Source organism: Curtobacterium sp. MCLR17_045 (assembly GCF_003234405.1).
GTDB lineage: Bacteria > Actinomycetota > Actinomycetes > Actinomycetales > Microbacteriaceae > Curtobacterium > Curtobacterium flaccumfaciens.
This window is the reverse complement of sequence record NZ_QKTB01000001.1, coordinates 45,528-56,424: the sequence shown is the minus strand read 5'-3', so window position 1 is coordinate 56,424 and position 10,897 is coordinate 45,528. Positions and strand designations below refer to the sequence as shown.

Here is a 10,897-nt window from a genome sequence, read left to right as displayed (position 1 = left end):
CTCCAACCGAGGTGTTCCCCGTGCTTCTGCCCGTGGAACTCCCGACCGGAGTGGGATTCACGGACTCCTCACCTCGACACGAAAGCAGCACTCCTGTGACTCGCACGTTCTCACCGAAGCCGGCAGACGTCCAGCACGACTGGATCGTCATCGACGCCACCGACGTCGTCCTCGGCCGTCTCGCCACCCACGCCGCGGCGCTCCTGCGCGGCAAGCACAAGGCCACCTTCGCCCAGCACATGGACATGGGTGACTTCGTCATCATCGTGAACGCCGACAAGGTCGCCCTGACCGGTTCGAAGCTCGCGAAGAAGGTCTACTACCGTCACTCGGGTTACCCGGGCGGCCTGACGGCGACCTCCTACCCGGAGATGCTCGAGAAGCACCCCACCCGCGCCGTCGAGAAGGCGATCCGCGGCATGCTGCCGAAGAACACCCTCGGCCGCGAGCAGCTCAAGAAGCTGAAGGTCTACGCCGGCGCGGAGCACCCGCACGCCGCGCAGCAGCCCAAGCCGTACATCTTCGACCAGGTCGCACAGTAGTTCCGGCCACGACGACTTCAAGGACACAGAAAACTCATGGCTCAGATCGCTGATTCCCTCGACCAGACCCCGGAGAGCTTCACCACGGAGAGCGCACCCGCCGCTGCCGAGGCCGCTCCCCGTCAGATCCTCAACGTCTCCGGCGGTGCCGTCGGGCGCCGCAAGGAGGCCATCGCGCGCGTCCGGCTCGTCCCGGGTTCCGGCACGTTCGTCGTGAACGGCCGCACGCTCGAGGACTACTTCCCGAACAAGCTGCACCAGCAGCTCATCAACGACCCCTTCAAGGTGCTCGAGCTCCTCGGCTCGTACGACGTCGTCGCCCGCATCACCGGTGGCGGCCCCTCGGGTCAGGCCGGCGCGCTCCGCCTCGCCATCGCCCGCACCCTGAACGAGATCGACCGCGAGAACAACCGCGCGACCCTCAAGAAGGCCGGCTTCCTCACCCGTGACGCCCGCGTCATCGAGCGCAAGAAGGCCGGTCTCAAGAAGGCCCGCAAGGCTTCGCAGTTCTCGAAGCGCTAGTCGTCACCGGCTGAAGATCGCAATGCCGCGTCTGTTCGGTACCGACGGGGTTCGTGGTCTCGCCAACGGCGAGCTGACGGCCGCGCTCGCACTGGGTCTTGCCCAGGCGAGCGCGGCCGTCCTCACACACGGACACCATGCCGACGCCCGCCGGGCGTCGGGCCGACCGCGCCCGCGCGCGGTCCTCGCGCGTGACCCGCGCGTCTCCGGCGAGTTCCTCGGTGCCGCCGTCGCGGCCGGGCTCGCCTCGGCCGGCGTCGACGTGCTCGACGCCGGGGTCATCCCCACCCCCGCCGCGGCGTTCCTCGTCGCGGACATCGACGCCGACTTCGGCGTGATGATCTCCGCATCGCACAACCCCGCTCCCGACAACGGGATCAAGTTCTTCGCCACGGGTGGCCGCAAGCTGCCGGACGAGGTCGAGGACCGCATCGAAGCGGCCATGCACGACCACTCCGCACCCACCCCCACCGGCATCGACGTCGGGCGCATCTCGCGGTTCGCCGACGCCGAGGACCGCTACGTGGTGCACCTGCTCGGCACGCTGCCGCACCGGCTCGACGGCATCCACGTCGTGCTCGACTGCGCGAACGGTGCCGCCGCCGGCGTCTCGCCCGAGGTCTTCGTCAACGCGGGAGCCCGCGTGACGCTCATCGGCGCCGACCCCGACGGCTGGAACATCAACGACGGCGTCGGTTCGACCCACATCGACAACCTCGCCCGCGCGGTGCTCGAGCACGGTGCCGACGTCGGCATCGCGCACGACGGGGACGCGGACCGCTGCCTGGCGGTCGACGCCGCGGGCAACGCGATCGACGGTGACCAGATCATGGCGATCCTCGCGCTGTCCCTGCAGGAGCGCGGACGACTGAAGGACGACACCCTCGTCGCGACGGTCATGTCGAACCTCGGGCTGAAGCGCGCCATGGCCGACGCGGGCATCACCGTGATCGAGGCCGGCGTGGGCGACCGCTACGTGCTCGAGAAGATGACCGAGGGCGATTACTCCATCGGTGGCGAGCAGTCCGGCCACATCATCTTCAACGAGTTCGCCACCACGGGTGACGGCATCCTGACCGGGTTGCACCTGGTCGCCGAGATGGCGCGCACGGGCAAGACCCTGCAGGAGCTCGCCTCGTGCATGACGGTGTTCCCGCAGGTGCTGCTCAACGTCCGGGGCGTCGATCGTCACGGGCTCGCCGACCAGGGCGTGCAGGACGCCATCGCCGCCGCCAGTGAGGCGCTCGGGGACAGCGGCCGTGTGTTGCTCCGTCCGTCGGGCACCGAGCCGGTCGTTCGCGTCATGGTCGAGGCCGCTTCGCAGGACGATGCCCAGCGCATCGCCGAGGAGCTCGCCGCCGTCGTGCAGGACCGCCTGGCGCTCGACGCCGCGTAGGTTCCCCTCCGCAAGACACCGGTGTTCGCCGGTTGAACACGCGCAGAACGCGGTTCAGCTCGCGAACACCGGTGTTTTGCGCTGCCCTGCTGGCTGCGCTGCCCCTCCGCTAGATCTTGCGGAGCAGGACCGAGTTCACCTTGTGGTTCGCGCCCTTCTTGAGCACCAGGGTGGCGCGGGATCGCGTGGGCAGCACGTTCTCGAGCAGGTTCGGCTCGTTGATCGCCCGCCAGACCTCGGTCGCCGTCCGGACCGCGTCTTCACGCGACAGCGAGGCGAACCGGTGGAAGAACGAGTCGGGGCTCGAGAACGCCTCTTCCTGCAGGGCGAGGAACCGGTCGACGTACCAGGACTCGATGTCCTTCGTCTTCGCGTCCACGTAGATCGTGAAGTCGAACAGGTCGGACAGCGCGAGCCGCCCGTGCACCGGCGGTGCCAGCACGTTGAGGCCCTCGACGATGAGCACGTCGGGCTGCCGGACGACGATCTCGGCATCGGGCACGATGTCGTAGACCAGGTGCGAGTAGTACGGCGCGCGGACCTCGGTCGCCCCGCTCTTCACCTGGCTCACGAAGCGCAGCAGGGAGCGGCGGTCGTACGACTCCGGGAAGCCCTTGCGGTCCATGATCCCGCGGCGCTCGAGCTCGGCGTTCGGGTAGAGGAAGCCGTCGGTCGTCACGAGCTCGACCCGAGGGGTGTCCGGCCAGCGCTTCGTCAGCTCGCGCAGCAGACGGGCGACGGTGGACTTGCCGACCGCGACGGAGCCCGCGACGCCGATGACGAACGGCGTGCGTCCGGCGCGCTCCCCGAGGAACCGGCTCGTCTCGGCGTGCAGGTTCCGCGCGCCGGCGGCGTAGAGCGTGAGCAGGCGGGACAGCGGCAGGTAGACCTCCTGCACCTCCTGCATGTCCAACCGGTCGCCGAGACCGCGCAGCTGCACGATCTCGGTCTCGGTGAGCGACAGGTGTTCCTTCGGGGCGAGCTGGGACCACTCGTCACGCGGGATCTCCACGAACGGGGTCGGGTGCGCGACGGCGGTCTCCGAGAAGGGCATGGGATCGAGCGTACAGACGGGAGGCCCGGGGCACGTGAGCCGGTCGGCTCACGCGCCCCGGGCCTCCCGTCCAGTGCTCGGTGCGCGTCCGCAGGACGCGATGCGTCAGGCGGGGAGGGCCGCCTCGATGGCGGCGACGACCTCGGGGGCGTCCGGCTTCGTGGTGGGGCGGAAGCGCGTGACGGTGCCGTCGGGGGCGACGAGGAACTTCTCGAAGTTCCAGGCGACCCGGCCGGCCTTGCCGTCGGCGTCCGGGGTCTCCTTGAGGGCCTGGTAGAGCGGGTGGGCGCTCTTGCCGTTGACCTTGACCTTCTCGGACATCGGGAACGTCACACCCCACGTGGTGGAGCAGTACTCGTCGATCGCCTCGGACGAGCCGAGCTCCTGCAGGAACTGGTTGCTCGGGAAGCCCAGCACCGTGAACCCACGGGGGCCGTACTGCTTCTGCAGGGCCTCGAGCTGCTCGTACTGCGGGGCGAGGCCGCACCGGGAGGCGACGTTCACGACCAGTACGGCCTTGTCGGCGTAGGCGCCGAACGTGGTGTCCTCGCCGTGCAGCGTGGTGATGGCGATGTCGTCGAAGCGTCCCATGGCCCGGACGCTAGTCCACGATGTCGAGATCGGCCTGACGGCGGACGAACTCGCCCATGTTCGGCACCGTGAACGCCACCTTGCCGCGCTCGGGCGCGTAGATGATGCCCTTCTCGATCAGTCCCTGTCGTGCCGGGCTGGTCCCCTTCGGTTCCGCACCGAGGCGCGATGCCACGACGGCAGTCCCGGAGACGCCGGCCGGATCGTCCGACATCGCCACGAGGTACTGCCGCTCGGCAGGTGTGGCACGGTCCCAGCGGGCCGGGAAGAAACCGCTGTCGAGTTCTGCGTTGCCGCGGTCGACGGCAGCTGCTGCGTCATCGTGGGTGATCCGTCGGTCGGCCGCGAGGTCCCACGCCGCCGCCCCGTATGTCTGGAGGTAGTACGGGTACCCGCCCGAGGCATCGATGAGGAGATCGAGCGCCGCGGCGTCGAAAGTCACCCCGGAGCGGGCGGCCGGAACGGTGAGTGCGTCAGCGGCTGCTCCCGACGGCAGTGACCCGATCTCCCGGTAGTCGAAGAGGCGCTCGGCGTAGGACCGCGCCGCAGTGAGCTTGGCCGGCACGTTCGGCAGACCGGCCCCCACCATCACGAAGGGCCACCCACGTTGTCCGGCCCGGTGCTGGACGGACAGCAGCGCAGAGAGCAACTCGAGGTCGAGGTCCTGGACCTCGTCGATGAAGAGTGCGAGCGCCCGGTTCTGCTCCCGCAGCGCGGGGGCGAGGTCCTCGACGAGTTCCTCGAGATCGATCTCGATGACGCCGGAGTCCGCGCGACCCTCGACGGCGGAGAACCCCAGGTCGAAGCCGATGTTCCCGAAGTGCACACCGAACGACGTGACCGTGCCGAGCGCGCGCTGCACGGCTGCGCTGACCGAGCGGCCGCGGGCGAGGCGACGTGCTGCGAGCGCGATCTCCCGCGCGAGCCTCCGTCGAGCACCCTCTCGGCCGGACACGCTCGTCTGTCCTTCGACGTCGACCACCAACCACTCCGCGGCGTCAGCCTGCATGCGGAACTGGTTCAGGAGGACGGTCTTCCCGACCCCACGCAACCCGTGGAGGATCATGCTGCGCGTTCCGAGCGCGCGCCGCGACCGTGCCACGACGAGGTCGAACGCCTCGATCTCGGCGTCGCGTCCGACCATCTCCGGGGGGCGCAGGCCGGCGCCTGGCGAGTACGGGTTCAGTGCGGCGTGCATCGAGGAGACTCTACGCTTGTCTAACGGATTCCGCAGACTGCTGCCGATTGTGCTCGATTCGCTCCCCTCGGTCGCTTCGCAGGGTGGGCGTCCAGGCAGACCGTAGGATCGGTTCCATGTGTGGAATCGTCGGCTACGTCGGCAGCAACAGCAGCCAGGACGTCCTCCTCGGTGGCCTCCGTCGCCTCGAGTACCGCGGCTACGACTCGGCGGGCATCGCCGTCGTCGACCCAGCCGGAGACCTCGTGTCGGCCAAGAAGGCCGGCAAGCTCCAGGCCCTGGTCGACGAGCTCGAGTCGTCGCCGATCCCGGACGGCACGACGGGCATCGGGCACACCCGCTGGGCGACCCACGGTGGCCCGACCGACGGCAACGCCCACCCGCACCTGGCCGACGGCGACAAGCTCGCCCTCATCCACAACGGCATCATCGAGAACTTCTCCGAGCTCCGCGCCGAGCTGCAGGCCGAGGGCATCGAGTTCCGCAGCGAGACCGACTCCGAGGTCGCCGCGCACCTGGTCGGACGCGCCTTCCGCGACACCGGTGACCTGACCGCCGCCATGCAGCAGGCCGTGCAGCGGCTCGAAGGGGCCTTCACGCTCCTCGTCGTGCACGCCGACCAGCCCGGCGTCGTCGTCGGTGCCCGTCGCAACTCGCCCCTGGTGGTCGGGCTCGGCGACGGTGAGAACTTCATGGGCTCGGACGTCGCCGCCTTCGTCGCCTACACGCAGCGCGCGCTGTCGATCGGGCAGGACGAGATCGCCACGATCCGCCCCGACGGCGTCGACGTCATCCACTTCGACGGCACCCCGGCCACGCCGAGCGAGTTCGAGGTCAACTGGGACGCCTCCGCCGCCGACAAGGGCGGCTGGAGCTCGTTCATGGCGAAGGAGATCAGCGAGGAGCCCGAGGCCGTCGCGAAGACGATCCTCGGTCGCGTCCACGACGGCGCCGTCACGCTGACCGACCTCGACCCGATCGCCGAGCGCCTGGCGACCGTCGACCGCGTCATCGTGATCGCCTGCGGCACCGCCGCCTACGCCGGCATCCTCGGCAAGTACGCCATCGAGCAGTGGGCCCGCATCCCGGTCGAGGTCGAGCTCGCGCACGAGTTCCGCTACCGCGACCCGGTGCTGAACGAGCGCACCCTGGTCGTCTCGATCAGCCAGTCCGGCGAGACCATGGACACGCTCATGGCCGTCAAGTACGCCCGCGAGCAGGGTGCGCAGGTCCTGTCGATCTGCAACACCCAGGGCGCCACGATCCCGCGTGAGTCCGACGCCGTGATCTACACGCACGCCGGGCCCGAGGTCGCCGTCGCGTCGACCAAGGCCTTCATCGCCCAGGGCGTCGCGCTCTACCTGCTCGGGCTGCACCTGGCGACGCTGCGCGGCACGCTCACCACCGAGCAGATCACCGAGCAGGTCGCCGAGCTCGAGGGCCTCGCGCCGAAGCTGCAGCAGACCATCGAGGACGCCGCCGGCATCAAGGACCTGGCCCGCTGGATGGCGGACACCCGGAGCGTGCTGTTCCTCGGCCGCCACGTCGGCTACCCGATCGCACTCGAGGGCGCCCTCAAGCTCAAGGAGCTCGCGTACATCCACGCCGAGGGCTTCGCCGCCGGTGAGCTCAAGCACGGCCCGATCGCCCTGATCGAGCCGGGCCAGATCGTCTTCGTCATCGTGCCGTCGCCGCGCGACCCCCGATCGCTGCACCCGAAGGTCGTCTCGAACATCCAGGAGATCCGCGCCCGCGGCGCCCGGGTGATCGCGATCGCCGAAGAAGGCGACGCCGCGGTGCTGCCCTTCGCCGACGAGGTCCTGCGGATCCCGCTCGCGACCCCGCTGTTCGAGCCGCTGCTCGCCGTGGCACCGCTGCACATGTTCGGCATGGAGCTCGCCGCCGCCAAGGGCCTCGACGTCGACCAGCCACGCAACCTCGCGAAGTCGGTCACCGTCGAGTAGTCGCGACGGTGATCATCGGGATCGGGGTCGACGTGGTCGACCTGGAGCGGTTCGAACGGGTGCTGGAGCGCACACCGGCGATGCTGGCGCGGCTGTTCACGCCGTCCGAGCAGGTCCGTGACGGCGAACCCCGGCCGATCGCGTCCCTCGCCGCACGGTTCGCTGCCAAGGAAGCCCTGATCAAGGCCTTCGGGTCGAGTGCCGGGCTGAGCTGGCAGGACCTCGAGGTCGTGTCCGACGACCAGCGGAACCCGTCGCTCACCCTGCACCAGGGCGCCCGGCAGGTGGCGGACGCGCGTGGCGTGACGAGCGTGCACCTGTCGCTCTCGCATGATGGAGGGATCGCGACAGCGTTCGTGGTCCTGGAAGGAACAGACGTGGTCCTGGAAGGAACTGCCCGGTGAGTGCGTTCACCGGCATCACCGTCGATCGCGGAGCCCTGATCGAGAACTACGCGACGATCGCCGACCGGGTCGCACCGGCCGGGGTCATCGCCGTCGTCAAGGCGAACGCCTACGGCCACGGGGCCCTCGATGCCGCGCAGGCCTTCGTGGATGCCGGTGCCGAGTGGCTCGGGGTCGCCGACATCGACGAGGCCGTCGCGCTCCGTCAGGGCGGCATCGACGAGGGGGTCCGGATCCTCGCGTGGCTGCACGCCCCCGACGAGGACTTCCGTCGCGCCGCGCAGTTCGACGTCACGCCCGCGGTGTCGAGCGTCGAGCAGCTCTCCGCAGCAGCCGACTCCGACGTCCGCGCCGTGCACCTGTGCGTCGACACCGGCCTGAGCCGCAACGGTGCGGTCGAGTCCGAGTGGGCCGAGCTCTTCGCGACCGCCGGCGCCCTGGCCCGCGGCGGCAACCGCACCCGGGTCGAGGGGCTCATGTCCCACCTGTCGAACGCGTCGCGCACCGACGACCTCGACCAGGACGCCGCACTGCAGCGGGCGCTGGACGGCCTCGCCGCGAACGGCATCGTGCCGGACGTGGTGCACCTCGCCGCGAGTGCCGCGAGCATCGCCGTGCCGGAGACCCGCCACGACCTGTCCCGCGTCGGACTCGCCCTGTACGGGCTGAGCCCCTTCGACGGTCGCACCTCGGCCGACCTGGGGCTGCGCCCGGCGATGCGGGTCACCGCCGCCGTGCTCCGCACCGTGCCGGTCGCTGCGGGCGACGGTGTCTCCTACGGCTACACCTGGCGCGCCGAGACGGACACCCGTCTCGCCGTGATCGGCCTCGGCTACGCGGACGGCTTCGACCGCGACTTCGGCAACCGGGTCTCGGTGCGGATCGGAGACCGGACGTTCCCGGTGGTCGGACGCGTCGCGATGAACGCCATGCACGTCGACATCGGCGACGCCGACGTGCAGGTCGGCGACGAGGCGGTGCTGTGGGGCGACCCCGCGAACGGCGACCCCGCCGTCGAGGACTGGGCCGACGCCATCGGCACGATCAACTACGAGGTGGTCGCCCGGATCGGCCGCAGCGTGGAACGGAGGACAACGTGAGCTCCGCACCGCTGCGCCAGGCCCGCATCGACCTCGACGCCTACCGGGCCAACCTCGACCGTGTCCGCGAGTGGATGGACCCGGTCGCCGTGATGGCGATCATGAAGGCCGACGCCTACGGGCACGGCCTCGAGCCGATCGCGCTCGCCGCCGTCGACGCCGGCATCCGCTGGATCGGCGTGCTGACGGTGTCCGCCGCCCTGCGGCTGCGCTCGATCGGCGTCGGCGAGGACGTCCACCTGTTCACCTGGCAGCACGACCCCGACCTGGACTTCCGTGACGCCATCGACTCGGCCGTCGACCTCGGCGTCTCGAACGTCGCCGAGCTGCAGCGCATCATCGACGCCGTCGACCAGCGACCGGCCCGGGTGCACCTCGGCGTCGACTCCGGCCTGCACCGCGACGGCGCGACCCCGGCGGACTGGCCAGCGCTCGTCGAGCTCGCCCGGGATGCCCAGCGGAACGGCCGCATCGAGGTCGTCGCCGCGTACACGCACCTGGCCGAGGCGTCCGACCACGAGGACAGCGCCGCGGTCGCTGTGTTCGACGCGGCGATCGAGATCGCCGAAGACCTGGGGCTCGACGTCCCGATGGAGCACGTCGCCGCATCGCTCGCGGGGTTGGAGCGCAAGGAGTTCCGCAAGGACATGGTCCGGATGGGCGCGAACCTGTTCGGCATCCCCGGAGCCGACGGCGTCTCGGCGGCCGACCTCGGACTCGAGCCGGTGATGACCCTGACCGCGTCGGTCGCGAAGACGAAGCGCGTCCCCGTCGACACCGGCGTCTCCTACGACTACACGTACCGCACCGCGACCGAGACGACCCTGGCGCTCGTGCCCGTCGGGTACGCCGACGGGGTCCCGCGTCTGGCACAGGGCCGCATCGAGGTCGCGATCGGCGGCAAGCGCTACCCGATCGCCGGCCGCGTCGCGATGGACCAGTTCCTGGTGGACGTCGGCGAGGACGACGTGCAGACCGGCGACACCGTCGTGCTGTTCGGCACCGGCGAGCACGACGAGATGACCGTGCTCGAGTGGGGCGCGGCGCTCGAGACCATCGGTGAGGAGATCGTCTGCCGCATCGGCAGCCGCGTGCCCCGGTCCTACGAGGGTCACGACATCGAGGGACGGGTCGGGGAGTACCTGCGGGGCGAGCGGCCGTGATCGAGTTGCCGCACGTCCTGCTCGACACCACCGTCGGCGGCACCGAGGCGATGGGGGAGCTCGGGGCCCGGTTGGCCGCGGTGCTGCGCGGGGGGGACCTCGTCGTGCTGACCGGGCCGCTCGGTGCCGGCAAGACGACCCTGACGCGCGGGCTCGGCGCTGCACTCGGCGCGCGCGGCCAGGTGTCGAGCCCGACCTTCGTCCTCGCCCGGACGCACCCGACGACTGCCGGCCCCGACCTGGTGCACGTCGACGCCTACCGTCTGTCCGACCCGGTCGAGCTGGACGACCTCGACCTCGACTGGGACGCCGCCATCGTCGTCGTCGAGTGGGGTCGCGGCATGGTCGACGGCATCAGCGACAGCGTGCTCGACGTCGAGATCACGCGCGCCACCGGTGCCGATGACGCAGCTGCCGACGACACGGATCCGGACGACGTCCCCGACGAGCCCCGCCGCGTCGTCGTCACTGCGACCGGCCCGCGCTGGGAAGGCGTGGCCCTCCGACCCTGCAGCCCGTCGACGCGGACGACGTCGAGGTGCTCCGCGCGTTCCTCGTCGGGGCGGATCTGACCCTCGCCGGGCTCGACGAGCCGGCGGTGCGGCTCTGGATCGACCGCGACGACGCCGGCAGGGTGGTCGGCAGCACCGGGTTCGAGGCGAGCGCAGACGGCCTGCACGTGCTGATCCGGAGCGTGGCCGTCGGCCCGCAGCACCGCGGTTCCGGAGCCGGTACGCGCCTGGCGCGGTTCGCGATCGAGCGGGCGACCGAGGCCGGTGCCGAGCGTGCGTGGCTGTTCTCGCGTCGCTCCGGTCCGTTCTGGCAGTCGCTCGGCTTCACGCCCGCCGACCGACAGGCACTGGCCGCCGCGCTGCCGGACACGCACCAGGTCCGACTCTTCCGCCGGACCGGGCAGTTGGACCACGAGGTCGCGTGGTCCCGCGGGCTGCCGGTGCGCTGACC

General features: G+C 70.6%; 12 protein-coding genes. 9 read left to right on the top strand and 3 right to left on the bottom strand.

Annotation, left to right across the window (positions count from 1 at the left end):
* Nucleotides 1-95: 95 nt before the first annotated feature.
* The 3 genes from rplM to glmM are packed head-to-tail and all read left to right on the top strand — an operon-like array spanning nucleotide 96 to nucleotide 2,460.
* A complete protein-coding gene (rplM, locus tag DEJ05_RS00265; protein WP_027466717.1) occupies nucleotides 96-542 on the top strand; it encodes a 50S ribosomal protein L13 in 447 nt (148 codons plus the stop codon).
* Nucleotides 543-578: 36 nt separating this feature from the next.
* Nucleotides 579-1,064 carry a 30S ribosomal protein S9 gene (rpsI, locus tag DEJ05_RS00260; protein WP_027466716.1) on the top strand — a complete coding sequence of 162 codons (486 nt, stop codon included), beginning with the start codon at nucleotides 579-581 and terminating at the stop codon, nucleotides 1,062-1,064.
* Between the two features lie 22 nt (nucleotides 1,065-1,086).
* Nucleotides 1,087-2,460: a phosphoglucosamine mutase gene (gene glmM / locus DEJ05_RS00255; RefSeq protein WP_071406153.1), complete on the top strand. Its 1,374-nt coding sequence runs from the start codon at nucleotides 1,087-1,089 to the stop codon at nucleotides 2,458-2,460.
* 109 nt (nucleotides 2,461-2,569) lie between these two features.
* Here glmM and coaA read toward each other — a convergent pair whose 3' ends face one another.
* From coaA to DEJ05_RS00240, 3 genes are all read right to left on the bottom strand, one after another.
* A complete protein-coding gene (gene coaA, locus DEJ05_RS00250; protein ID WP_111046473.1) occupies nucleotides 2,570-3,514 on the bottom strand; it encodes a type I pantothenate kinase in 945 nt (314 codons plus the stop codon).
* Between the two features lie 105 nt (nucleotides 3,515-3,619).
* Nucleotides 3,620-4,105, bottom strand: coding sequence for a glutathione peroxidase (locus DEJ05_RS00245; RefSeq protein WP_071245463.1), 486 nt, complete (start codon nucleotides 4,103-4,105; stop codon nucleotides 3,620-3,622).
* A 10-nt stretch (nucleotides 4,106-4,115) separates the two neighbouring features.
* Complete coding sequence (locus tag DEJ05_RS00240) at nucleotides 4,116-5,303, bottom strand: ATP-binding protein (protein WP_111109449.1); 1,188 nt, start codon at nucleotides 5,301-5,303, stop codon at nucleotides 4,116-4,118.
* Nucleotides 5,304-5,419: 116 nt separating this feature from the next.
* Here DEJ05_RS00240 and glmS point away from each other — a divergent pair, with 116 nt between their 5' ends.
* The 6 genes from glmS to DEJ05_RS00210 are packed head-to-tail and all read left to right on the top strand — an operon-like array spanning nucleotide 5,420 to nucleotide 10,895.
* Entirely contained in the window at nucleotides 5,420-7,267 is a 1,848-nt protein-coding gene (gene glmS / locus DEJ05_RS00235) for a glutamine--fructose-6-phosphate transaminase (isomerizing) (protein ID WP_111109448.1), read from the top strand.
* A gap of 8 nt (nucleotides 7,268-7,275) precedes the next feature.
* Nucleotides 7,276-7,671 carry a holo-ACP synthase gene (locus DEJ05_RS00230; protein WP_111109447.1) on the top strand — a complete coding sequence of 132 codons (396 nt, stop codon included), beginning with the start codon at nucleotides 7,276-7,278 and terminating at the stop codon, nucleotides 7,669-7,671.
* Nucleotides 7,668-8,771, top strand: coding sequence for an alanine racemase (gene alr / locus DEJ05_RS00225; protein ID WP_071406148.1), 1,104 nt, complete (start codon nucleotides 7,668-7,670; stop codon nucleotides 8,769-8,771). Before DEJ05_RS00230 ends, alr (DEJ05_RS00225) begins: the two co-directional genes overlap by 4 nt.
* A complete protein-coding gene (gene alr / locus DEJ05_RS00220) occupies nucleotides 8,768-9,934 on the top strand; it encodes an alanine racemase (RefSeq protein ID WP_181440616.1) in 1,167 nt (388 codons plus the stop codon). Before alr (DEJ05_RS00225) ends, alr (DEJ05_RS00220) begins: the two co-directional genes overlap by 4 nt.
* Before the next feature lie 50 nt (nucleotides 9,935-9,984).
* Complete coding sequence (tsaE, locus tag DEJ05_RS00215; protein WP_220036994.1) at nucleotides 9,985-10,506, top strand: tRNA (adenosine(37)-N6)-threonylcarbamoyltransferase complex ATPase subunit type 1 TsaE; 522 nt, start codon at nucleotides 9,985-9,987, stop codon at nucleotides 10,504-10,506.
* Nucleotides 10,473-10,895: a GNAT family N-acetyltransferase gene (locus DEJ05_RS00210; protein WP_258376054.1), complete on the top strand. Its 423-nt coding sequence runs from the start codon at nucleotides 10,473-10,475 to the stop codon at nucleotides 10,893-10,895. Before tsaE ends, DEJ05_RS00210 begins: the two co-directional genes overlap by 34 nt.
* Nucleotides 10,896-10,897 lie beyond the last annotated feature (2 nt).